General features: G+C 34.3%; 23 protein-coding genes and 1 other RNA gene. All 24 read right to left on the bottom strand.

Annotated features, from left to right (window positions below):
- Window positions 1–17: 17 nt before the first annotated feature.
- Complete coding sequence (locus GXM21_RS12855) at window positions 18–167, bottom strand: hypothetical protein (RefSeq protein ID WP_008537355.1); 150 nt, start codon at window positions 165–167, stop codon at window positions 18–20.
- Window positions 167–2,713, bottom strand: coding sequence for an ATP-dependent Clp protease ATP-binding subunit (locus GXM21_RS08680; RefSeq protein ID WP_008537356.1), 2,547 nt, complete (start codon window positions 2,711–2,713; stop codon window positions 167–169). Before GXM21_RS08680 ends, GXM21_RS12855 begins: the two co-directional genes overlap by 1 nt.
- Before the next feature lie 25 nt (window positions 2,714–2,738).
- Window positions 2,739–3,809 carry a protein arginine kinase gene (locus GXM21_RS08675; protein ID WP_008537357.1) on the bottom strand — a complete coding sequence of 357 codons (1,071 nt, stop codon included), beginning with the start codon at window positions 3,807–3,809 and terminating at the stop codon, window positions 2,739–2,741.
- Window positions 3,802–4,356 (bottom strand): UvrB/UvrC motif-containing protein, encoded by a 555-nt coding sequence (locus tag GXM21_RS08670; protein WP_008537358.1) that lies wholly within the window; start codon window positions 4,354–4,356, stop codon window positions 3,802–3,804. The genes GXM21_RS08675 and GXM21_RS08670 overlap by 8 nt, the downstream gene beginning before the upstream one ends.
- Window positions 4,357–4,392: 36 nt before the next feature.
- Complete coding sequence (locus tag GXM21_RS08665) at window positions 4,393–4,839, bottom strand: CtsR family transcriptional regulator (protein ID WP_008537359.1); 447 nt, start codon at window positions 4,837–4,839, stop codon at window positions 4,393–4,395.
- A gap of 204 nt (window positions 4,840–5,043) precedes the next feature.
- Window positions 5,044–5,625, bottom strand: a complete 582-nt coding sequence (locus GXM21_RS08660) for a xanthine phosphoribosyltransferase (protein WP_008537362.1) — start codon at window positions 5,623–5,625, stop codon at window positions 5,044–5,046.
- A 158-nt stretch (window positions 5,626–5,783) separates the two neighbouring features.
- On the bottom strand, window positions 5,784–8,084 hold the full coding sequence (locus GXM21_RS08655; RefSeq protein ID WP_008537363.1) for a xanthine dehydrogenase family protein molybdopterin-binding subunit: 2,301 nt from the start codon (window positions 8,082–8,084) through the stop codon (window positions 5,784–5,786).
- Window positions 8,081–8,554 (bottom strand): (2Fe-2S)-binding protein, encoded by a 474-nt coding sequence (locus tag GXM21_RS08650; protein ID WP_008537364.1) that lies wholly within the window; start codon window positions 8,552–8,554, stop codon window positions 8,081–8,083. The genes GXM21_RS08655 and GXM21_RS08650 overlap by 4 nt, the downstream gene beginning before the upstream one ends.
- Window positions 8,554–9,345: an FAD binding domain-containing protein gene (locus GXM21_RS08645; protein ID WP_008537365.1), complete on the bottom strand. Its 792-nt coding sequence runs from the start codon at window positions 9,343–9,345 to the stop codon at window positions 8,554–8,556. Before GXM21_RS08645 ends, GXM21_RS08650 begins: the two co-directional genes overlap by 1 nt.
- 64 nt (window positions 9,346–9,409) lie before the next feature.
- Entirely contained in the window at window positions 9,410–10,285 is an 876-nt protein-coding gene (locus GXM21_RS08640; protein ID WP_008537366.1) for a CvfB family protein, read from the bottom strand.
- A gap of 22 nt (window positions 10,286–10,307) precedes the next feature.
- Window positions 10,308–10,658: a ribosome silencing factor gene (rsfS, locus tag GXM21_RS08635; RefSeq protein ID WP_008537367.1), complete on the bottom strand. Its 351-nt coding sequence runs from the start codon at window positions 10,656–10,658 to the stop codon at window positions 10,308–10,310.
- Window positions 10,659–10,694: 36 nt separating this feature from the next.
- Window positions 10,695–11,717 carry an LCP family protein gene (locus GXM21_RS08630; RefSeq protein ID WP_008537368.1) on the bottom strand — a complete coding sequence of 341 codons (1,023 nt, stop codon included), beginning with the start codon at window positions 11,715–11,717 and terminating at the stop codon, window positions 10,695–10,697.
- Between the two features lies 1 nt (window position 11,718).
- Window positions 11,719–12,291, bottom strand: coding sequence for a bis(5'-nucleosyl)-tetraphosphatase (symmetrical) YqeK (yqeK, locus tag GXM21_RS08625; RefSeq protein ID WP_008537369.1), 573 nt, complete (start codon window positions 12,289–12,291; stop codon window positions 11,719–11,721).
- A 138-nt stretch (window positions 12,292–12,429) separates the two neighbouring features.
- An RNA gene (gene rnpB, locus GXM21_RS08620) (RNase P RNA component class A) lies at window positions 12,430–12,781 on the bottom strand.
- Window positions 12,782–12,822: 41 nt separating this feature from the next.
- On the bottom strand, window positions 12,823–13,617 hold the full coding sequence (locus GXM21_RS08615) for a TrmH family RNA methyltransferase (RefSeq protein ID WP_008537370.1): 795 nt from the start codon (window positions 13,615–13,617) through the stop codon (window positions 12,823–12,825).
- The gene (locus tag GXM21_RS08610; RefSeq protein WP_008537371.1) at window positions 13,617–14,291 is read right to left on the bottom strand and encodes a potassium channel family protein; all 675 of its coding nucleotides are present in this window, start codon (window positions 14,289–14,291) and stop codon (window positions 13,617–13,619) included. Before GXM21_RS08610 ends, GXM21_RS08615 begins: the two co-directional genes overlap by 1 nt.
- 42 nt (window positions 14,292–14,333) lie before the next feature.
- Entirely contained in the window at window positions 14,334–14,951 is a 618-nt protein-coding gene (gene ruvA, locus GXM21_RS08605) for a Holliday junction branch migration protein RuvA (protein WP_008537373.1), read from the bottom strand.
- A gap of 45 nt (window positions 14,952–14,996) precedes the next feature.
- On the bottom strand, window positions 14,997–15,491 hold the full coding sequence (ruvC, locus tag GXM21_RS08600; protein ID WP_008537374.1) for a crossover junction endodeoxyribonuclease RuvC: 495 nt from the start codon (window positions 15,489–15,491) through the stop codon (window positions 14,997–14,999).
- A gap of 135 nt (window positions 15,492–15,626) precedes the next feature.
- Window positions 15,627–16,223, bottom strand: coding sequence for a nitroreductase family protein (locus tag GXM21_RS08595; RefSeq protein WP_008537375.1), 597 nt, complete (start codon window positions 16,221–16,223; stop codon window positions 15,627–15,629).
- Between the two features lie 68 nt (window positions 16,224–16,291).
- Window positions 16,292–17,023, bottom strand: coding sequence for a YebC/PmpR family DNA-binding transcriptional regulator (locus GXM21_RS08590; protein ID WP_008537376.1), 732 nt, complete (start codon window positions 17,021–17,023; stop codon window positions 16,292–16,294).
- 284 nt (window positions 17,024–17,307) lie between these two features.
- Window positions 17,308–18,525 carry a tyrosine--tRNA ligase gene (tyrS, locus tag GXM21_RS08585; RefSeq protein WP_008537377.1) on the bottom strand — a complete coding sequence of 406 codons (1,218 nt, stop codon included), beginning with the start codon at window positions 18,523–18,525 and terminating at the stop codon, window positions 17,308–17,310.
- 33 nt (window positions 18,526–18,558) lie between these two features.
- Window positions 18,559–20,721 (bottom strand): transglycosylase domain-containing protein, encoded by a 2,163-nt coding sequence (locus tag GXM21_RS08580; RefSeq protein WP_008537378.1) that lies wholly within the window; start codon window positions 20,719–20,721, stop codon window positions 18,559–18,561.
- A gap of 65 nt (window positions 20,722–20,786) precedes the next feature.
- The gene (locus GXM21_RS08575) at window positions 20,787–23,156 is read right to left on the bottom strand and encodes an endonuclease MutS2 (RefSeq protein ID WP_008537379.1); all 2,370 of its coding nucleotides are present in this window, start codon (window positions 23,154–23,156) and stop codon (window positions 20,787–20,789) included.
- 25 nt (window positions 23,157–23,181) lie between these two features.
- Window positions 23,182–25,665, bottom strand: coding sequence for a U32 family peptidase (locus tag GXM21_RS08570; RefSeq protein ID WP_008537380.1), 2,484 nt, complete (start codon window positions 25,663–25,665; stop codon window positions 23,182–23,184).
- Window positions 25,666–25,742: the final 77 nt, after the last annotated feature.

Genomic DNA, 25,742 nt, shown 5'->3' with positions numbered 1-25,742 from the left:
TCCTTGTAATTTTTTTATTATTTGGATTTAATGTGTAAATATTTTTTGAGATATTTTGCCATGGATTTTACTAGCCAAACAATGGCGATTAAAAAATTTAAAGTAAAATTTTTTATGCGTTTTATCAAAGATTTTTCAGCTAAAAAATTTTTTTGTACTTTATTCATTATTTATTTGTAACCTCAAAATTATCTGTTAGATTTTCGATATTTTCTGTAGGCAATACATCATCAACTTTAAAAGTCAATTTATCCTCAACACAATCTACAATTATTTTTTGCATGGATTTTATACTTTTTTGCAATAATTGTTCAGCAAGTGGGTCTTGAAGATAGCGTTGAACTGCACGTTTTAGCGGTCTAGCACCATAGATTGTATCAGTGCCATGTTTTAAGAGATAAGATTTTACTTCATCTTTGATGATTAATTCAATATCCATTTCAGCTAATCGCTTTTGAACATCATTTAATAATAAAGTAACGATTTGAGTCAATTCTTTATCAGTTAGTGGTTCGAAGATGATTATTTCATCAATACGATTGAGAAATTCTGGCTTGAATTGTCTTTTTACTTCGTCCATGACGATTTTTTTAGCATTTTGTTTAATCTGTTTATCTTCATTGACAGCAAAGCCCATGGTATTTGTCTTTTGTGGTTGCAGTTTAAAAGCACCTGCATTTGATGTCATGATGATGACTGTGTTTTTGAAATCAACAGTTCTGCCTTGGCTGTCAGTTAGGCGACCATCATCTAAGACTTGCAGAAGAATATTGAAAATATCTGGGTGGGCTTTTTCGATTTCGTCTAATAAAATAACAGCATATGGTTTGCGACGAACAGCGTCAGTTAATAGACCGCCTTCATCATAGCCGATATAACCTGGAGGAGCACCGAGCATGCGAGATACTGTGTGTTTTTCCATATATTCGGACATATCAAAGCGTATCATGGCGGATTCATCACCGAAAATAGCTTCTGCCAATGAACGTGCTAATTCTGTTTTACCTACACCAGTAGGGCCTAAAAATAAAAATGAACCGATAGGACGTTTTGGGTCTTTAAGTCCTGCTCTAGCACGGCGAATGGCTTTAGCTACAGCGTTTACACCTTCATTTTGACCTACTACACGTTTATGAAGTATATCTTCAATATGCAAAAGTCTATCTGCTTCTTTAGCTACTAATCTTTTTACAGGGATACCAGTCCAAAGAGTAGCGACATCGGCGATATCTTCTTCAGTTACAGCTATTTGAGCATTATTTTGTTTTTCCCATGCAGTTTTGGCAGTAGCTAATTCTTCTTTGATTTGTATTTCTTGGTCGCGGATAGTAGCTGCTAATTCATAATCTTGATTATCAATAGCTTTTTCTTTAGCTTTTTTCAAATCTTGAATTTTTTGTTCTAATTGTGAAATATTTGTAGGAATATTTACTGTTTTTAAGCGAACTTTAGCAGCTGCTTCGTCCATTAAATCAATGGCTTTATCTGGTAAAAATCTATCTGTGATATAGCGCTGAGATATTTTTACAGCAGCTTTGATAGCTTCATCTGTAATTTTAGCACAGTGAAATTTTTCATATTTATTGCGAATGCCTTTTAAAATGCTGATAGCATCTTCAGCGCTAGGTTCATTCACCATGATAGTTTGAAAACGTCGTTCAAGGGCAGAGTCTTTTTCAATATATTTTTTGTACTCTTTTAAAGTAGTAGCACCGATTACTTGGATTTCTCCACGAGATAGAGCCGGTTTTAAAATATTAGCAGCGTCTATAGAGCCTTCAGCAGCACCTGCGCCTACGAGAGTATGCATTTCATCAATGAATAAAATAATATTTTTATTTTCAATGATTTCATCAATGATTTTTTTGAGTCTGTCTTCAAAATCACCGCGATATTTAGTGCCAGCAACTAAGCTTGCCATATTTAAGGAAATAATGCGTTTAGAAGCTAAGACTTTAGGAATATTACCATTGATTAAACGTTGAGCCAATCCTTCGGTAACAGCAGTTTTTCCTACACCTGGCTCACCAATGAGAATTGGATTGTTTTTAGTACGGCGAGATAAAATTTGAATTACGCGTTCAATTTCATGATTGCGACCAATTACAGGATCGATTTTTTCTTCTTGTGCCAATATATTCAAATCTCTACCATATTTGTCTAATAGAGGTGTAGCAGAATTATTTTTTTGCTTATTATCTTTAGCATTATTATCTTTTTTAGGAGCTTTATTTTCATTAAAGACATTTAATTTAGGCATATCGTTTAAAGTATCTTCATTTAATAAATCCAAGATAGCATCATGGATAATATCTAAATCAGCGCCTAAAGAGACGAGAATTTCACAAGCTATACTTTCAGTATCGTAGATGATACCAAGTAAAATGTGTTCAGTGCCAATATAGTCATGCCCTAAAGCTTGGGCTTGTTCGACAGCGTATTCCATGATAGTTTTAGCTTCAGGAGAATAGCCTATTTCTTCAGTTTCAAGATCGTCAAAATCTTCTTTTTCCACTAATTCATGAACTCTTTGCCTTACTGTATATAAATCTATACCTATAGAAGAAAGAGCTTTAGCAGCTACATTAGTGCCTTCATGTAATAGACCAAGTAAGATATATTCAGTGCCTACATGAGCATGTTTTAAATGTTTTGCTTCATATTGAGCTAATTTTAAGACTTTTATAGCAGATTGAGTAAAACGTCCTTGCATAAATAAATCCTTTCTTTAATTAAAATCAGCTCATAGATATATCTGGGGCTAATTCTTGCAATATTTTTCTGATGATATGAGCACGTTGTTTATCAATTTCTTGAGGTGTCATATTTTCATTTTGTTGTAAGTTTTGAATATAATTTTTTTGACTGGCAATCAATAAGATATTTAAAAGCTCAGGTTTTGTTTCATCAATGATATCAAGGTCAACGCCTAAGCGCACTTTACTTACTAAATCAAGCATTTCATTTTCGGAGATAAAACGAGCGTATTTTAAAATACCGAAAGAGCGCCATACACGATTAGCGAGTTTATCAGGAGAATAATTTAAAAGAGCTTTTCTTGCTTCGCGTTCATGGGAGATAATTTCAGTTACGGTACTATTGAGATTATCGATTAATTCTTGTTCTTTAAAGCCTAGAGTTAATTGATTATCTATTTGGAAAATATTACCTGCATTATCTTCGCCAAAGAAATTGCGAATAGCCAAGCCTAATTGTGGTGAAATGTTGACAATTTTTGATAATTGTTGAGTCATCACAAGTGCAGGTAAATGCAGTAAGACAGAAGCACGAAGACCTGTGCCTAAGTTAGTAGGGCAAGCTGTTAAATACCCCATTTTTTCATCAAAGGCAATATTTAAATAAGCTTCAATGGCATCATCAATAGCAAAAGTTTTGGCTAAAGGTGTATTTAAATCTAAGCCTGAAGCCATACATTGAATGCGTAAATGGTCATCTTCATTTACCATGATAGCTACAGAAGCATCATTGCTCAAAATCAATAATCTGTTTTCTGGGTTGGTCAATAATTTTTTACTGATGAGATGTTTTTCTACTAAAACTTGTTGTTCAAGATGAGTTAATTTATCGATTTCCAAATAGTCAAATTTTAGACCTGTAGCACTTTCTATGGCTGGAATTAAGCGAATGATTAATTCTTTGATTTGAGCTAAATCATTGATATTAGCGCGATTAGGAAATGGTAAATTTTTTAAATTACGAGCGAGGCGAACTCTGCTAGCTAAAACAATATCTGCTTCTTTACCTAAAGTAGTAAGCCAAGATAATTGAGGAGTGGTAAATTTAGGCATTTTGGTCAACTCCTTTATCTAAATTTTGTTTAGCATGTAATTGATTTTCTAAAACTTTAATGCGGTCGCGCAAAACAGCAGCTTGTTCATATTCTTCAGCTTCTACATATTTAGTTATCTGTTTGCGTAAATTTAAAATTTCTTGTTTTAAACTCAATGTGCCACCAGCGCGATTAGGAATTTTGCCGATATGGGTACTAGAGCCATGAATTCGACGAAGTAAAGGTTCTAGGGCGAGGGCAAAAGTTTTATAGCAATCACTGCAACCTATTTTGCCAGTTCTAGTAAAATCTTGATAACTCATATGACAACTTGGGCAGATGAGAGGTTTTTTTAAATTATTTGTATCACTATGTTTAGTGGTTTTAGGTTCATGATTGAAAATTCCAGATAAAAAATCATTTATAGAGAATACATTTTGTTTTTCAGCTAATAGGCCTAATTTTGTAGCACAAAATTCACAAAGATGATGTTCTATTTGTCCTTGACTGGTAATTTCAGTCACATAAATACTAGCTTCATGTTTATGGCATTCATCACATAACATAAAAAATGCCTCCTTTGTAAATTATTTATAAATAATCTAGCTAAAATTAGCCAAAGTCATAATTAATGATTTGATAAAAGATACGCGTTCTTTGGCGTCTAATTTATCAAATACAGTGGAAAGCGTTTGCAAAAGCAATGCTGCTTCACGTTTTTGGATTAATTCTCGTTTAAATAAATAATGAATAATATTATTTACTTCATCTAAAGTGATATCTTCATCTATTTTAGCTAATATATCTTGGTAAATTAAATCTTGTAGTGGAACTCTACCAATGCGAATAAAGCCACCAAGACCACGACGAGATTCGACAACGAAACCTTTGTCTTGAGTAAAACGTGTGCTTAGTACATAACTTATCTGTGAGGGAGCACAAGATATTTCATCGGCAATATCTGAGCGTTTTAATTCTACTTTGCGATTATGCTCAGCCGCCAGACGACGTAGGATATAATCTTCAATTAAGTCAGCTATATTGCTCATATTAATCACCTTTATTTTAAAAATTTTTATCACTAATTATATTATAATTTGACATTTTGACTTAAGCAAGTTTTTTATTTTTAGCCTAAAATTTCTCTATAAAGGGATTTAAAGTATTTTCGTTAATAATAAAATAAAAGCATTCAATAGTTAGAGCAAAAATCTAATTATTAAATGCTTTTATTTTAATAATAAATACATATATTATTGTTCTCTAAAATTAATTTTACCTGTAACATCGTCCATAGAATCAACAATAGCAAGAGATTCCAAATGAACACCTTGAGCGCGTAAATCAGCGCCACCTTTTTGGAAACCTTTTTCAATGACGATACCAGCACCAATAAGTTCAGCACCAGCGGATTTTACGATTTCGATAAGACCTTTTAAAGCATTTCCATTAGCTAAAAAGTCATCAATTAATAATACTTTATCTTCTTTAGTTAAGAATTTTTTAGAAACAATTACATCATAAACTTTATTATGAGTGAAAGATTCTACCTTACTTGTATATACGGCACCTGCAATATTTTTAGATTTACTTTTTTTAGCGAAAACTACAGGTACATCAAAAAATTCAGCAACAATGCAAGCAATACCTATACCAGAAGCTTCAATAGTGAGTATTTTTGTAATTTCTTCATTAGCGAATAATCGTTTAAATTCTTTACCTATTTCACGGAATAATTTGATATCCATTTGGTGATTTAAAAAGCTATCAACTTTTAAAACATTTCCTTCTCTAACGATACCATCTGTTTGTATTCTCTCTTCGAGTAATCGCATGCGACTTTTCCTCCTAAAAATTTTCCGTCTATAAATATATAAACTATATTTTACCTATTTTTTGCGATTGTTGCAAGATTTTTCTAATGGATATATAAGAAAAAATAGGCTAGATATAATCTAACCTATTTAAATCTCAAAAAATTTATATATATGACTTATTTTTGTTTATTTAATAAAGCCATAGCAATTTTTTCGCTAGTGATAGGAAGTTCTTTAAACCAAACGCCAGTAGCATTGTAAATCGCATGAGCTAATGCTGGTGAAGGTGTATTGATAACGATTTCACCGATGGATTTTGCACCAAATGGACCAGATTGTTCATAGCTGTTAGCAAATTCCACGCGAAGTTTACCCATATCAAGACGAGATGGCACTTTATATTGCATAAAGGAATTTTCAGCGAGAACACCTTTTTTGTTATAAGTTACATCTTCATATAATGCCATGCCGATACCTTGAACGATACCACCTTCTGTTTGTACACGTGCAAGATTTGGATTGATTGGAGTACCACAGTCAACTACAGCGCAATAATCAAGAATTTCTACATGACCTGTTTCTTTATCAAGTTCTATTTCTACCATGCCAGCCATAAATGGTGGTGGAGATGATGGCATAGAATTTGATTCAGTATGTTGAAGTGATTGAGTTGCACCGCACATAGAACTTACAGCTATATCATTTAAAGAAACGCTTTCATTTGTATGCATATTGATTACAGATTTACCATCAAAATCAACATCATCAATAGAACATTTGAGCATATTAGCACCAAATGCTTTGATTTTAGAGATTAAGCCAAGAGCAGTTTTTTCTACAGCTTTACCAGTTACATAAGTTGTACTAGATGCATAAGAACCAGAATCATAAGGTGTTGCATCTGTATCAGCTGCGATTACAGAGATATTTTCTAATGGACACATCAATACTTCCGCTGCTATTTGAGCTAAGATAGTATCACAGCCTGTACCCATATCAGCAGAACTGATGGATAAAGTGTAAATTCCTTCATCATTTAATTTTAATGTAGCAGAACCCACATCAACGCATGTGATACCAGAGCCTTGCATTGCCATAGCCATACCAACACTGCGGATTTTGCCATTGCCCATATCGCGAGCAGGATATTTTTCGTCCCAGCCAATCATTTCTTTACAGCGAGCTACACAGCGGTCAAGTGTACAACTTGTAGCAGTTTCACCATAATAAGCTGGCATAACGTCGCCTTCTTTGACAAGGTTCATTTCACGAAGTTTTACAGGGTCAATATTTAATTTGCTAGCAAGTTCATTAACAGCACTTTCTACAGCGAAAATACCTTGAGTTGCACCGTAGCCACGATAAGCACCAGCACTCATTACATTTGTATATACTACATCATAAGCAAATTTAAATGCTTTTAAACCACGATAAAGTGGAATGGATTTATGACCAGATAAGCCAACAGTCGTTGGACCATGTTCTCCATAAGCACCTGTATTAGAAAGTGTATATACATCTATAGCTTGGATTTTACCTTCTTTTGTAGCACCAATTCGCACGGAAACTTCCATTTCATGACGAGGTGTAGAAGCTATTTGACATTCTGTACGAGTGAAAATCATTTTAGAAGGTTTTCCTGTTTTATAAGTTACAAAAGCAGGGAAAACTTCAGCTACTACAGTTTGTTTTGCACCAAAACCGCCACCAATACGAGGTTTTGTTACACGAATTTTTGATTGAGAAATATCAAGAGCGTGAGCTACGATACGGCGAACATGGAATACAATCTGTGTGGAACTTATGATATTTAAGCGATTATAAGTATCCATGTAGCAGTATGTGCAGAATGGTTCCATCATAGCTTGCTGACAAGCTTTTGTATGATAAGTTCCTTCAACTACAACATCGCAATTTTTTAATACTTCATCAACATCGCCTTCACCTTCAGAGCCACAAGCACAGAGATTGCGTTTATTATCTGCACCGACAGGAGCAAGAGAACGCCATGTATCTTCAGGATGAACGAGAATTTTATTATCTTTAGATTTACGGAAATCTAATAATGGTTCTAAAACTTGATATTGAACTTTGATTAATTTTAAAGCTCTATCTACAGCTTGTTCATTTTCCCCAGCAACGATAGCTACAGGGTCACCAACATAGCGAACATGTTTATCTAAAATCAAACGGTCATAAGGGCTAGGTTCAGGATAAGTCTGACCTGCCATAGTGAAGCGTTTTTGAGATACATCTTGATAAGTGAAAATAGCTTCGATACCAGGAACTTTACTAGCTATAGTTGTATTGATATTTTCAATGATAGCATTGGCATGAGGACTGCGTAAAACTTTTACAATCAAGCAATCTTTTGGTGCAACGTCATCAAGATATACAGGTTTACCTGTAACAAGTGACATAGCATCAGATTTCATGATAGGTTGATTGACATATTTTAAATTATCTAAATTAGTCATGCTTGTTCCTCCGTTTTACCATTTTTATAATCTAAAAAGGCACGAATACCACGAAGTTGACCTTCATAACCAGAACAACGGCAGAGATTACCAGCTAAATATTCAAGAATTTCTTCATCGGAAGGATTAGGATTTTCTCTAAATAAAGCAATGGCATTCATGATGAAACCTGGATTGCAAAAACCGCATTGTTCTGCACCTTGATTGGCAATGAAAGCACCAAATTCACGAGCTTCTTCTTGGAGTCCTTCAAGTGTAGTTATATGCTTGCCATCAACACGAGCAGCGAGCATAGAGCAAGATAATACAGGTTTATCTTCAACAAATAAAGTACAAAGCCCACAGTTTGAAGTGTCGCAACCACGTTTTACGCTACTACAGCCATGTTTGCGGACAAAATCTATCAATAATGTATCAGCTGAAATTTCTTCACTGATTTTTTTCCCATTGAGCCATACATTTAAAATCATTAAGCATTTCCTCCTATAGATACTAAAGCACGTTTGACTAAAACATATGCTAAATGTTTGCGATATTGTGCAGAACCACGAATATTAGAGTCTGTTTTTACATTATCTTTTACATAATTTGCAAATGCTTCAATAGTTTCAGGTGATACTTTTTCACCTAAGATATTTTCTTCATCAGCAATGATTACTGCACGATGAGGAGTAGCACCTATTACAGCTTGCCATTTGTCATGAAGTTTAGATACAGCAACAGCCAATACAGGAAAATCTGTTTTTGTCTGTCTATGTGATAAATATGCACAATTTAAAGCAGTTTTTTTCACAATGATATTGACTAAAACATCATTATCATAAGGCATTTTAGCAAATTCACTGATAGGAATGATACCTGCATGATGAAGTTCTACATAAGCATCAAGAGCCATAAATACAGTCAATACATCAGAAAATCCATAACGACCATATATACTACCACCAACAGTAGCAAGATTTCTAAATTGTACACCGACAATATGACGCATAGCTTCTTTCATGCTGTTATTAGTATATTGATTTAAACCAGCATGAAGTTCTAAATCGCGTAATGTTGTCATAGCACCGATTTTAAATTCTGTATCAGTTTCTTCGATAGTATCTAAATTTAAACCAGATAAATCGATAGCGATATTTACATTACCAGTTTGCATTTTCAACCATAACATACCGCCAATGATGCGATTAGTCTTTTTTTGATTTAATTCATAAGCTTCTTCTATAGAGGATACTTTGCGAAATTCTTTGATTGTAAGCACAAAATGCTCTCCTTTCCTTGCTCAAAAAAAGCTATCCGGCAAAATATGTCAGATAGCTTGTAGGTTATTCTTGTGATATTAAACAAGTCCAACCATCTTTTTGTTCTACTTTGCCTTCCTTCATTAAATGTCCTAATGCACGTTTAAAGGCAGATTTACTGATACCAAAGCGTTCACGAATAACTTCAGAAGCGGTTTCATCACAATAAGGCATTTTGCCACCTCGAGCCATAAGTGTATCATAAAGCATTTGAGCATCAAGATTAATAGCTTTTTCTTTGATTGGTCGCATAGAAACATTGATACGGCCATCATCACGAATAAAAGTAATACGTGTAGTTAAAGTCTGTCCAACACGTGGTTTAGTAGTCATTTCACGCTTATCTAAAAAAGCGATAAAACGTTCGTCTGTGAAGATAAAAGCACCTTGTTCTGTAAAATTATAAACAGAGCCAGAAACCATATCGCCGACTTTTACATTGTCAGCAGGGCGAGAAGCACGACGAATTTCATCTTCAACTTTCATAGTCATAGCTAATCGACCAGATTTATCTGTGTATAATTTTGCCCAAACGACTTCGCCTACTTGTAATTTTCCTCGCATACCAGCATATGGCATAAAGATACCACGTTCAGCACCGACATCTAAAAATGCACCATCACGGCTAGTATTGATTACTTTTAAACGAGCAATCTGTCCTTCACGCATTCTAGGAGTTCTCATACTGGCAGTAAGTCGTCCATGTGGGTCTTTATATAAAAACACAGATACTTTATCGCCAGGCTTTACAGGAGAGGTTTGTTGTAATTTATGCAACAAAATATCATCACTAGTATTGCCTGTTTGGGCATCTAAAAATGCGCCCATTTCACCAACACGTGCGACTTTCATAGTTACTACAGTACTTGGTTGATATTTTTTTTGTTGTTTTTCTATCAATATATTTATTTAACCTCGTTGTTTAATCTTCGTATTCAACAGTAGGAGCTTCGCCCCATAAGCTTTCTAGACCATAGAAACGACGAGCTTCTTCAGTGAAGATATGAGCAACGCAATTTCCAAAGTCTAATAATATCCATTCAGCATTTTGATATCCTTCTTTATGCAAGAATTCTTCACCAGCTTGAGTCATTTCATCTTCAATATTGTCAGCTATAGCACGAACTTGAGTTGCTGTAGTAGCACTACATACGATGAAATAATCAGTAGTAGTAGTTAAATCATGCATATTCATAATCATAATATCTAATGCTTTTTTATCGCTAGCAGCTTTTGCTATTAATTGGCTTTTTTTTTGAGAAGTTAAGGTCATATAAACACTTGCCTTTCTATAATAATTTATTTATGGTTATTCCTCAGCGGCATCTTCTGGAACTGGAGGGAACATATCATTTATTTCTTGTTCCACGCGGGCATTATCTGGTACCCAATCGCCAGTTGGAATGAGATTACCTGGAAGCATTTTAATTTTTATTTCTGTAGTGCTAAGAGTATCTAATAAATTTATCAGATTAGAAATATCTAAAATGTTAATATTAGTATCAATATTATTTTCCCAAATATCAAGAATTGTTGGCAATGTAGGAATTGTTTCCAAGGACATCATTTTTTCAAATAAAGCTTTGGCAAATTTTTGCTGACGTTGAATACGACCAATATCACCTAAATCATCATTGCGGAAGATGAGATATTGTTGAGACATATCGCCAGTTAAATGTTGATATCCTTTAGTGAGATGGACGGAAGTGCCACTTACAGGGTCTTCATAATCCATATTATTTTCTACATATAAATTAATTCCACCAATAGTATCTACAAATTTAGCTATACTTTTACGGTCTAAAGCTACATATTGAGTTATTGGTATATTTAATAATTGGGAAACAGTATTAACTGTCAAAGGTGCACCACCATAATAATAAGTGAAGCTGAGATATTCTGGGTCTTTGCGACCATCTATAGAGGTCTTGATTGTTCTAGGTAGAGATAAGAAACGTATTTCCCCATTAGTATGATCCATGCTTACAAGCATGAGAGCATCTGCATAACGACCAGATTCAGCAATACCTTCAACAGGTTTATCATCTATACCAATGAATAAAATATTAGTGTAATTTTCAAAACGTTTATCAGTGAATTGCGGTGGAATAGGTGGTTTTTGTGGTTTGCTAGGATGTGCTTCTTGGTATTGAGCATATTTAAAACTACCCCAAGAATAAATTTCAGAAATTACAATATATGAGCCATATACAATACTAGATAAAAGTATAAGTACAAGCAATAAACGACCAAGGCGTATACGTTTAATAAGTGGCTTTTTCGTTTTTCTATTCGTAGTTTTTGTTGAAGTTTTAATCTTTTTTGGGGGCATATTATAATTCTCGTTGGAGGAGAATTTCATTACGCGCAGCTACTGTATATGGATGAATAGTATGTCCTTTACGCATAATAAATAATATGGATTGGTTAAAAGCACTTATCATAACAGTATCAAGGTCTTGTGTTATGGCTTGTTTGCGAAGTTTATCTAAGCCTTCAAATTTACGATGAGGTTCTATCATATCGGCAAGATAAACTATTTTGTCGAGTTTAGACATATTAGCTCCGCCAACAGTATGAGAAGCGATAGCTTTTAAAATAGCAGTATCATGAACATCATATTTTTCTTTAGCAATAGCAGTACCAAGTGGGGCATGCATTAAAATAGGTAATTGACGGTCAATATCTGTAATATAGAGATGACGTTTTTCACATTCAGCAATTAAATCTTCGGTTGCAAACTCACGTGCACAATCGTGCAATAAGCCAGCAATAGCAGCTTGTTCTTCATCTACGCCAAATCGTTTTGCCAAGATGATGGCAGTATCCATTACCCCAAGACAATGAGCATAACGATTAGGTTTCAAATTTGATTGTAAAATAGTTTGCATTTGATTAATATCCACAAGAAACTCCTTCTTTATCCTAGATTAAAATAAATTTTATTAATGTAAATATTTATTTCTAAATATATTTTAATATATTTAGCTTAAAAATCAAATAGTTAAAATAAAAAAACTGCCAGTAAGGCAGTTTTCACTAAAGATATGAGTAATCAATAAGCCGAGTTTTGTTCCACTTGCGTGGTGATAATCATTTATCTGGACTTATAGTTACCTATAAGCTCTAGCGACACAACCCGGAAGGCTCAGCGGGCCACTTCATCCCTTCCCTATTCGGTCTTGCTCCATGTGGGGTTTACCTAGCCATACAGTCACCTGCATGCTGGTGCGCTCTTACCGCACCTTTCCACCCTTACCTGTATACACAGGCGGTTTAAGTTTCTATAGCACTTTCCCTGAGGTCACCCTCGCTGGACGTTATCCAGCACATTGCCCTGTGGAGCCCGGACTTTCCTCATATACAAAAAGTATACGCGATTATCTTTCATACTCATGTCTTTAGCTATTAGATTATAGCATTGATTTTTACTGTGGTCAAATATTTTGGCGACAATATTCGTACATAATCATCGAACCAGCATTTGCCACGTTCAATGATTCAGCATCGCCTTTCATCGGAATGTATATTTTAGCATTACATTTGTCTAATAAATTATCAGAAACACCATTGGCTTCATTGCCTAAAATAATAGCACAATCTTGAGGATAGGAAATATCCCATGAAGCTTTGGCACTATTATCTAAAGCTGTAGCATAAAGTGTTAAATTATGATTTTGACAAAAAGATAATAAATCTTGTTCAGAAATTTTAGTGATTATAGGGAGATTGAATAAAGAACCCATTGCAGAACGTACTACTTTTGGGGAATAAATATCGGCTGTTCCATTTAGGCAGATGATGGCTTTTACACCCATGGCATCAGCTGTGCGAATGATGGTGCCGATATTTCCAGGGTCTTGTAATCTATCTAAAATCAGATAAAGTCCTGATTTATTTATTGTAGCTAAATCATCTAAATTGTGATTTTGTATAGGTAAAATCAACATTAATCCCTGTGGAGATTGAGTATCACTGATCTTTTGATAAATATGTTCAGGAACTTCAAAACAAGGACAATTTAATTGTTCTAAAATGGATTTTCCGCGTTCATTTGTAAAGGCTTTTTGTGTGAAAAAACACATTTGCACGGAAATATTTTTGGCAATAACCATTTCAGCATTGCGAATACCTTCTAATATAAATAATTGGTATTTGTCGCGATATTTTTTTTGTTGGAGGCTTAAAGCCATTTTGACTTTGGCATTAGTTAGACTTGTGATTAGCTCCATTATTTTTCTAGAGCCTCCAAGCCATTGATACTTTCATTGCTACCAACAACGATAGCGATATCATTTTCAAGTAATACTTCTGTAGGAAGTGGAGAAATGATTAAATTATCATGACGTTTGATAGCAACAACGTTTAAGCCATATTTAGCACGGATATTTGATTCGCTGAGTGTTTTATTGCGGATAGCTTTTGGCACAGCGATTTCCACAATACTGAATTTTGGTGATAATTCAATATAATCCATGATATTTGTAGAAGCAAGGTTATAAGCAACACGACGAGCCATATCTCGCTCTGGAGCAACAATGCGGTTAGCTCCGATTTTTTCTAATACTTTGATTTGCAATGGACTTTTAGCGATAGCAACGATATAAGGAACACCGATTTCTTTTAATTGAAGTGTAGTCATGATATTAGCTTCAGTATCATCACCGATAGCCACGATTACAACATCGAAATTTAAAATGCCTAAAGAGCGAAGTGCTTCTTCATCTGTAGTATCTGCTTGAACTACATGAGTTACTTCATGGCTAAAGTCTTGGACTTTTTCCATATCTTTATCAATAGCAAGAACATCATAGCCCATTTCATGAAGAGATTTAGCGATATTTCTACCAAATCTACCAAGACCGACTACGGCAAATTGACGTTCATTTTGCGGAGAAAATTTCATAATAAAAGCTCCTTTATTTAATCTATTATGTTATATTTTGTTTTAACTTAAGGATAATTCTTTGAGTGCGAATTTAATAATATCTTCTGTATTGGTCATATTGCCAGCTTTTTTGAGTACAGAATTGATTTCTGGTTTTGTATAGCCAAGAGAAAGAAGGGCTTGTGTTGCTTCTTCATACATATCTATTTTTTCATCTTCGCTAGGTGTATCAATCAAGATTGGTTGGTCTAAGACTTCATCAGAAATACTTAAGTTGAGTTCAGTTAATTTATCTTTTAATTCTAAAACAATGCGTTCAGCTGTTTTCTTGCCAATTCCAGGGGCATTGGTGAGTAGGCTGACTTGTTTATTTTGGATAGCCCAGATGAGTTTTTCACTAGAAAGACTAGAGAGCAGACCAAGCCCAGCTTTAGGGCCAATCTTAGATACGGAAATCAATTTGCAAAATACATCATATTCTAATTGATTGATGAAACCATATAATAACATGGCATCTTCACGCACGCTTAAATAAGTAAAGAGTTTGATTTCTTCATTCATTTTTAATTTTGCACGTGTGCTAGTGCTGATAAATACGCGATAGCCGACACCATGAACATCAATAAAGCAAAAATCACTGGCAATAAAAGTGACTTTTCCCTGTAAATATCCTATCATAAAATCTTTCCTTGTTAATTTATTTATTAATCATTATTAATTTAATTATAATTTATTTCGCCATGTGAGGCTATTCATACAATGAGTAGTACAGATAGCTACAGCTAGAGCATCGGCAACATCATCAGGTTTTGGTGGTTCAGGAAGATGGAGTAATTTTGTTACCATATAGATGACTTGTTCTTTGCTCGCTCTGCCAAAGCCCACTACGGATTGCTTGATTTGTAGCGGTGTGCGTTCGACTAATTCAATTTGATTTTCAGCTGCGGTCAATAAGACGATACCACGAGCTTGACCGACAGGAATGGCAGTAGTTACATTGCGATTGAAAAATAATTGTTCTACGCCCATTACATCAGGTTTATATTTTTGAATAATATCTGTAAGTTCACGATGAATTTTTAATAATCTATCTTGTGGTCGCATCTGTGGACTCGTCAAAATAGCTCCATATTCAATGGCTTTTAGACGGCTTCCTTGCATATCTACAAGACCATAGCCACAGATAGCAGTCCCAGGGTCAATACCTAAAGCAAGCATAAAATCCTCCTTTTAGTATATCAAATTTAGCAAAAATGTGCAGTTCACATTATATCATGATTAACTAGTTTTTAAAAATAACAAAAGTCATGTTTAAATATATTATTCAAACATGACTATAATTTTATATTGATTTTAATAAATTTTTAAGCGAGTGGAAATATCTTCAATATATTTTTCATTTGGCTGAGCTTCAATGCTACCAAATGGCATTTGAGCTGTTAATTTCCATGTATCAGGAATAGAGAATAATTCTTTGATTTTATCATCAATTAAAGGATTATAATGTTGAAGATTAGCTCCGATATTTGCTTGGCTTAATGCTGTCCAGATATTATTTTGGAGCATACCATTTGCTTGATTTGACCATGTGGAGAAATTTTCAGCATACATAGCATAAGTTTCTTTTAATTCATTGATGATTTCAGTGTCTTCAAAAAATAAGATAGTGCCAACACCAGCTTTGAATTTATTGATTTTATTTTGAGCTACAGCGAAAGTCTCTTCTTTTTTAGCTAATTTTCCTTTTAAAATATCTGTAGTGATTTGCCAAATCTGTTGATGTTTTTCACCAAAGGCGATGATAACATTTGTTGTAGGATAGTTAAAAGCAGATGGGCTATATTTTAGGCAATCGGAGATGATAGAAGTTATTTCTTCATTAGATAAATTAACATTAGTTCCTAAATTATAGATACTGCGACGATTTTTTAAGGCTTGTAAAAATTCCATGATAAATACCTCGATTATATATCTTTAGATAAAAATAGACGCAGTTATCACTGCGTCTAAAGATTATTTTATTCTTCGTCCATTTCGTAGTTGGAATAAACGTTTTGAACATCATCATGTTCTTCAAGCATATCGATAAGAGTCTGCATTTTTTCAGCGTCTTTGCCTTCAACTTTAACAGTAGTATCAGGAATCATAGTGATTTCGGATTCAACTGTTTCAATGTTGTTTTCTTCTAATGCTTGAGAGATTGCATCGAAATCTTCAGGAGCAGCAGTGATTTCAAAAGAATCATCTTCTGCTTTGAAGTCTTCAGCACCAGCATCAAGAGCAATCATCATGAGGCTTTCTTCATCATCGAAAGCTTCTTTGTCTACAACAAAGATTGCTTTTTTGTGGAACATCCAGCCTACGCAACCAGTTTCGCCGAGGTTTCCGCCGTATTTGGAGAATAAATGACGAATATCAGCAGCTGTACGATTGCGGTTATCTGTCATAACTTCGAGCATAACAGCAGAACCTGCTGGACCGTAACCTTCATAAATTAATTCTTCGTAATTGCTACCATCAGAAGCACCTAAGCCTTTTTGAATAGCACGATTGATATTATCTTTAGGAATATTGTTAGATTTAGCTTTGCTTAAAGCTAATTTAAGACGCATATTACCAGTAGGGTCAGCACCACCCATACGAACAGCAATAGTGATTTCACGACCAATTTTTGTAGTCATTTTTGCACGAATGGCATCATTTGCACCTTTTTTTCGTTTAATATTGGCCCATTTAGAATGTCCTGACATCTTTTAAACGCACTCCTTAATAAATTAAACTATAAATTATCTAATATGTACTAGATAAGTAAAGAAAATTTTAAGATTTAGATAAAACTTTGTAAGAAAATATCTTTTTAGAGTATACCATAAAAAAACGAGTATTTGCAAATCATTTAAAAGGTTCATTTCTTTATTGATTGAGAAATAAATTAAATATAGTAATTATAGTCTACTAATAAAGATAAAAAGCTAGAATATATCAATATTATTATGGAATATATTCTAGCTTTTTGTTTATAATTTTATGATTTTTATGCTTTGATTAAACGATAGAATTTCTTTTTACCTTTGCGAACGATCATGTCGCCATTTGCAAGGTCTTCTGCTGTTAATACTTTTTCTACGTCAGTCCATTTGTCATCGCCAATAGATACACCGTTTTGAGCGATTAAACGACGACCTGCACCTTTAGATTCAAATACTTTGTTATCTACTAAGATATCAAGTAATTTTTTGCCAAAGTCTGCTTCTGTGATAGTAATAGTTGGAGCATTGTCCATATTACCTTTACCACTGAAAAGTGCTTGAGCAGCTTCTTGAGCTTTTTTAGCTTCTTCTTCGCCATGAACGAGTTTTGTAACTTCATAAGCGAGAACTTGTTTTGCTTCGTTGATTTTTTGGTCTTTATAGCTACCGAGGCGACGAACTTCGTCCATTGGTAAGAATGTGAGAAGAGCAAGACATTTTTCTACGTCGCTATCAGCAACATTTCTCCAGTATTGATAGAAGTCGTATGGAGAAGTTTTTTCAGGGTCGAGCCAAAGTGCGCCTTTTGCTGTTTTACCCATTTTTTTACCTTCACTGTTAGTGAGAAGGTTGAATGTCATACCATAAGAAGGTTTTGCTTCTTTACGACGAATGAGTTCAACACCAGCAATGATGTTAGACCATTGGTCATCGCCACCTAATTCAAGTACGCAACCATAACGGCGATTTAATTCCATGAAGTCATAAGCCTGCATGATCATGTAGTTGAATTCAAGGAATGTTAAGCCACGTTCTAAACGTTGTTTATAACATTCAGCAGTAAGCATGCGATTAACAGAGAAATGTGGACCAACATCGCGAAGTAATTCAATATAATTTAATTTGCGAAGCCAATCACCATTGTTGATCATTAAAGCTTTACCATCAGAGAAATCGATAAAGCGTTCCATTTGTTTTTTGAAGCAATTGCAATTATGTTCAATATCTTCATCAGTTAACATTTTACGCATATCTGTACGACCAGAAGGGTCACCTACAGTACCAGTACCGCCACCAACTAAGCAGATAGGGCGATGACCTGCTTTTTGCATATGAGACATAGCCATTAAAGCTAAGAAATGACCAACATGAAGGCTGTCTGCTGTTGGGTCAAATCCCATATAAAATGTAACTTGCTCAGTTTCTAAAGCTTTTTTTAATTCTTCTTCGTGTGTTACTTGAGCTAAGTAACCACGTTCTTTAAGTGTATCAAATACGCTCACAAAAAGTCCTCCTAAATTTTGTATGATTATCTATTAATTTAACCCTTTGCCTTGTTGAATACTTGGTTCAGGTAAATTTTGCCTTGGAGCTGGAAGAGATGGTTGCTCGATATTTTCTTCAATTGGTTCATTTTCATCAATTGGCTGTTGAGCATCATTTGGGTTTGATTGTTCATTATGAACAGGTTTTTGTTTATCAGGTGCTTCTTTTGATGGTTTTTCTTTTTCATGAGAAACATCTTTAGCTGTAGTTTTAGCATTGCTTTCTACATTTTGAACTGGATTATCAATGGAAGTATCTGAACCATCAAAGTTTTTAGCTGGTATAGATGCAAGTGCTGTTTTCATGAAGTTTTGCCAAATTTTCGCAGGTGTAGTACCACCAGTAATACCAGGCATAACATCATTATCATCACAGCCCATCCATACTACTGTTACTAAATCAGGTGTATAACCTGCAAACCAAGCATCTTGATAATTATCGGTAGTTCCTGTTTTACCAGCAGCAGGTCTGTTGATATTAGCAGCTTTACCTGTGCCTTTAGTGATAACATCTTCAAGCATATCTGTTAATAAAGTAGCTGTGCGTTCAGATAAAACTTGTTTAGTTTCTGGTGTATGTTCATAAATAGTTTTGCCTTTGCGGTCAACGACTTTAACTATAGCAGTTGGTTTTGTATAAACGCCATGATTTGCAAAAGCACTATAAGCACCAGCCATATCAAGAACTGTTACCCCATTTGTGAGACCACCGATGGAAGCAGCTAAGTTTTTATCATTTGCATCTTTAGAATTTAATTCTAATGTGGATATACCTAAATTTTGAGCTGTTAATAAAACTTTATCGATAGATAATTTTTCTGCTAAACGAATAGTAGGTATATTTAAAGAATTAATAGCTGTTTGACGCATGGAGACTGTACCTCTAAATGTACGGTCATAGTTTTGAGGTTGCCAATCACCTAATTTGAAAGGTTTATCCTCAATAGTAGTATCTGGTGTCATTTTATTTTCTAAAGCAGTAGCAAAAGTAAATGGTTTAAATGCCGAACCAGGTTGACGTACAGCAAGTACAGCACGATTGAATTGGTCAGTACCACGACCACCAACCATAGCTTTGATATATCCTGTTTTAGGGTCAATTGCTACGAGTGCTCCTTGTGGTTGAGTAAGACCATTAGCATCATTGTAATAAGTTGGTAATAAACTATTTACAGATTGTTCAGCAGCTTTTTGCATGTTCATGTCAATGGAAACATAAATTTTTAAGCCTTCTTTATATACTGCATCAGCACCGAATTTATCAATCATTTCTTGAGTTACATAATCGATAAAATATGAAGCAGTATTATCATTTTCTTGTTCTTTAGGATTTACAAGTCGTAAACTTTCAGCTTTTGTTTTAGCTGCTGTAGTAGAATCAATATAGCCATATTTTACCATTTGGTCTAAAACTTCTGCTTTACGTTCATTAGCAGCACCTAAATTATTAAGTGGTGAATAATAATTTGGACTACGAGGTATGCCAGCGAGCATTGCACATTCTGATAAATCTAATTGACTTACATCTTTGCCAAAATATGTCTGTGCAGCAGCTTGAACACCATAAGCACCTCTACCAAAATAAATTTGGTTGAGATACATTTCTAAAATTTCTTCTTTAGTATATTGTCTTTCTAAGCGAAGAGCAATGAAAAATTCTTGAATTTTTCGTTTGAATGTACGGTCTTGTGATAAAAAGGCATTTTTGGCTAATTGTTGAGTGATAGTACTACCACCTTCAGCCACTTCACCGCTTGTTAAATTAGAATAAATCGCACGGAAAATACCTCTAGGGTCAATACCGTTATGTTCATAAAAGCGATTATCTTCGACAGCGATAAAGGCATTTTGCAGATTAGCAGGGATTTTATCTAAAGTCACTAATGTACGATTTTCAGTAGCGTGAATATTAGTGATTAGATTGCCATTCATATCGAGAATTTGAGAAGAAGCAGGTGGGTGAATATCAGAAACATCTTTATCACCATCAAGGCCAATAGCAACTAATCCACAACCAACACCTAAAAATACAACTATAAATAGCGTTAAAAGCGCTAAGAAAAATTTTTTGAAGCCAAAAGATTTTTTCTTATTTTTTTTATCAGTTGTATGATTAGAGGTTGATTTTTTTTCGTTAAAAGGCTGTTTATTCATAGAATACACCTCAAATATTTATAATACTATGTTTAGTTTTGGTAAGAATATAGTAATTATTTGCGTTATTTTAATTTTACAGCGGTTACCCCACTACCGCCTTCGTCCATATCACCAAGAGTATAGCTTAAAACATTGCGATGATTTTTGAGATATTCTTGAATACCTTTGCGCAGAGCTCCTGTACCTTTACCATGAATGATTAATACTCTTGATAAACCAGAAATTACAGCATCATCAAGATATTTGCTAACAACTTCAATAGCTTCATCAACCATTAAGCCTCTGATATCTACTTCTGTACTAATTTGGCTGACTTTAGCTAGCATATTGAAGCCACCAGCTTTTTTAGATGGTGCAGTTTCTTTTACTTTAACAGCATGAGAAACGAAAGAGCAATCTTTAGCTTTAACATTCATTTTTAAACTGCCTAATTGAACAGTTAATTCTTTACCACTGATATCAGTGATAGTTCCTTTTTGGCGAAGTTTATTTACATATACGATATCACCAACAGCAATAGTTTTGATATCGACAGCTTCACCTGGTTTATTTGGATCATCATTTTGTTGACTTACTTTATCCAAACGACCACGTAATTTATGACGAGCAGCATCTATTGTTTCCTGACGTTTTTTCATTCCTTGGTCGTTGAATTGAGCTTTCAATTCCTTGATGATTTCTTCAGATTCACGACGAGTACGGCGAAGTAAACTAGCACATTGTTCTTTAGTTTTACGAAGTGTTTGCTCTTTTTTCTTAGCCATTTCTTGCTTCATATCGGCAAGTTGTTTTTCTAATTTTTCAATGCGTTGTTGACGTTCAGCAATATCAGCATTTTTTTGTTCATACATCAATTTTTCATTTTCTAGTGTATTTAATACATTTTCAAATTGAGCATGGTCTGCTTTGATGAGTTGTTGTGCACGTAAAATCAAAGTATCTGATAAACCTAATCTTTTACTTATCGCAAAAGCATTACTAGCCCCTGGTGTACCTATCAATAAACGATAAGTAGGGCGAAGGGATTTGATGTCAAATTCCACACAAGCATTTTCAATGCCTTCTTTAGAATAAGCAAAAGTCTTTAACTCGTTATAGTGAGTAGTAGCTACAGTGCAAGCGCCAATGTCCATCAATCTTTCTAAAATTGACATGGCAAGGGCAGCACCTTCTTCTGGGTCAGTACCAGAACCTACTTCATCTAATAAGAGCAAGTCATCATGTTCAATATTATTCAAGATATTTACGATATTGCGCATATGAGCGGAAAATGTACTGAGGCTCTGTTCAATGCTTTGCTCATCACCGATATCAGCATAGACATTTTGGAAAATGGAAATTTTGGAACCAGATTGAACAGGGATAAAAAGACCAGATTGAGTCATTAAAACTAATAAGCCTAAAGTTTTCATGCTCACTGTTTTACCGCCTGTGTTTGGCCCTGTAATCAATAAAGTGCGATATCCTTCGCCAAGTCTGATATCAATAGGAACGACGTTATCTTTATTGAGTAATGGGTGGCGAGCTTTAGCTAAATTGACAATACCTTCATCATTGATTTCTGGCATAGTAGCGTGCATTTTACGAGCTAATTTTGCCTTAGCAAAAGCAAAATCCAATTGGGCCATGATTTCACAGTTATGAAGTAAGCTATCAGCATTTCTAGCGATTTTTTCAGAAATTACTTTTAAGATACGTTCAATTTCACGTTTTTCATCAATAACTAATTGTTTGATATCATTGTTTAGGTCAACAATGGACATAGGTTCAATAAACAAAGTAGAACCACTAGAGGATTGGTCATGTACGACACCTGGGAATTGTTGACGATATTCTTGTTTGATAGGGATAACATAGCGTTCATCACGGATAGTAACGATATTATCTTGAAAATATTTTTGATAATCAGGATTTTTTAAGATACCGTCAAGATTTGTTTTGATGCGACGCTGAGAAGATTTGATTTCACGGCGAATACGCATAAGTTCAACGCTAGCACTATCACGCATAGAACCATGTTCATCAACAATATTATCTATTTCGCGTTCGAGTTGCCCCAAAATTTCAATAGATTTAGCCCATTCTTTGAATTGAGGGCTATCTATTTCTAATTCTTTGAAGAATTTTTTGAGATTACGCATTGCGTACATGGTATTTAAAATATCAAGTAATGAATTTATTTCAATTACTAGACCTAAAGATGTTTTCTTTAATAATGAACGAATATCATGAATACCGCCAAAAGGTGGTTCAGAGCTAATTAAAATGTTACTAGCTTCTTGTGTATGTGAAAGATTTTCAATTACTTCGTCAATATCGCTACTTGGTAATAGTTTTTCAGCAAGTTCTTTTCCCATACTAGAAGTAGCCATATTTTGTAGCATAGTGATAATTTTGGCATATTCTAAAGTTTTAAATACGGATTGATTCATTTGTTAAAAAGATACCTTCCTTAAATTATTCTACTCCACGGAAGTAATGACCACGAGTAATATTTTGTTCATATTTAGTGATATTTTCAGGCATTAAAGCAAGATGATTTTTGCCTTCGATGATGATTTCTTTATAGAGTTTAGTGAATTTAGCTAATTTTTCTTTGGACATATATCTGCCATCTAAGCGAATGCGGTCAATATGAAGATTGCTAAATTCTGGAACATGAGCTAGCATATTTAATTCTTTAGCATTTAATAAATGCATATGACAATATTGGTCTGTTACGATAGGGAATTTTTCATTTTTGCGGTCGCAAAGCCAATAATTATTTTTTTCGCAAGGTTTTGTACAAGTACCTTTATCTAAATTGCCTAAGAAACTGCCAAGCACACAATATTCAGATACCATAAGTTCCATATTGCCATGAACGATACATTCAAGAGGTAATGTAGAAGCTTCATTTAATGTTTTTATCTGTTTAAAGTTTAATTCAGGGGAAACAGTAGCTCCCTTAATGTCATAATTATTTAGGAAAGTTAAAGTTACATCATTATAGACATTGAAGGAGAAATCTGCCCAGATAGTGATATCTGTAAATTGTTTGATTAAGTACATTTCGGCTAAAGTATGTGCATAAATCATATCTGGAGCGATATCTTTTATTTTTGTAAGCCAATTTGTAAAAGCTGTTTGTTCATTATCGCGCATGATACGAGGTGTAGCAAAAGCAATTTTAATATTAGCTTCACGGCAAAGTCTTGTAGCTTCAGCATACATTTCAGCAGTGATGAATTGATGATTATAAGATTCGCCACCGAATAAAACAATATCTGCTTGATTATCAATAGCTGTCTGTACTTTAGCAATAGTATCAACAGCGACTACAAGTTGAGGTTTATTTGTTTGATTGAATGATTTGGAAGCTAAATCCTGTTGCCAAATAGTATTATCAATTTTAGCAATCTGTGGACGATGATAAGCTTCAAGGCGCATGGACATTAATTTTTCAATTAATAAGCGACGAGTATCATTCATGACGCTCATAGGCACAATGACATTTTCATCAATAGTGCAAGATAAATTTTCTAATTGATAAATAGTATTGCCTAAACGTTCCATCTGTTTTTGCACTGTTGATTTATCCATAGCGCGTTTTAGAGCTGTTTCCACAAGGAAATCACTAGTTATTTGAGCACTATAACCATCTTCATCAGTAGCTTTTAATATAAAAGGCTCATTGAGTTTAGCAATAGCTTCGATATTTAAATTTATTTTGCGTATTGGTGAAGCACTAGTATAATAACTGCGAGCTTTTTGCATGAGATTAGCATCAAAAACTTTAAATATACGGTCATGTGGGTGTACGCGATTTGGTACAGGAATGATGACTTCCATGCCAGCACTAGCAGAAGTTATTTCTTTATTTTTATAGATGATTTTAGATACATTAGTACTTACACGACCGCCGACTTTTACCCAGAAATCAATAGTATCACCGATATTTACATCATCAGTGAGTTTCATGATAGCTTGACGTTTATTATCATCATAACGAATTACTCTACCTACGAGGCGACCACGATTGTTTGGTCGTTTATCGCTCATCATGAATTTACCTTGTTTTTTCTCTAAATAAGCAGTAGTAAAATCACGATTGAATATTTGAGAAAGATTTTTTTGAATATCTTCTTGAAGTTCTGTATGGCTATAATAAGAGTTGATTTTTTGGCGGTAAGCGTCAACAACGACAGCTACATATTCTGGTTTTTTCATGCGTCCTTCAAGTTTTAAAGAAACGACACCAGCTTCGATAAATTCAGGAATTAATTCAAGTGTATTCATGTCGCGAGGACTCAATAAATATTGTCCAGCATCTTTTAAAACATTGTTATTATTTTTATCAACTAAAGTATAAGGTAGACGACATGGTTGAGCACAGCGACCACGGTTACCACTTCTGCCACCAATCATACTACTCATTAAGCATTGACCGGAATAGCATACACATAAGGCACCATGAGCGAAAACTTCAATTTCTACATCGCTATTACGGCAGATATGAATAATATCTTTTAATGTTACTTCACGAGATAAAACGACACGTGAAAAACCAAGTTCTTGAAGAGCAAGAACACCAGCTAAATTATTCACTGTCATTTGTGTACTAGCGTGTAATGGTAAATCAGGAGCTACAAGTTGAGCCAAACGTGCAGCACCTAAATCTTGAACGAGTACAGCATCAGCACCTATTTCATAAAGAAAACGAAAATAATCTGCAAGTGCAGGTATTTCAGAATTGTCTACTAAAGTATTTACAGTTACATGGATTTTTACATTGCGTAAATGAGCAAATTCAATGGCTTCTTTTAAGCCTTGTTCATCAAAATTATTGGCATAAGCTCTTGCACCGAACATTTTGCCTGAAAGATAAATAGCATCAGCACCACTTTCTACAGCGGCTTTTAATGCTTCCATACTTCCAGCAGGGGCTAATAATTCTATCAAAATATTTTCCTCCAGTTATTTTCTTAGCTTATTATAATACACAGAGTATAAAAAATAAATGGTAGTGCCATTAAAAT

This window comes from Megamonas funiformis (assembly GCF_010669225.1).
In the GTDB taxonomy this organism is placed as follows: Bacteria; Bacillota; Negativicutes; order Selenomonadales; family Selenomonadaceae; genus Megamonas; species Megamonas funiformis.
The sequence above is the reverse complement of the archived record's forward strand: the minus strand, read 5'-3'. Positions and strand labels throughout refer to the sequence as shown.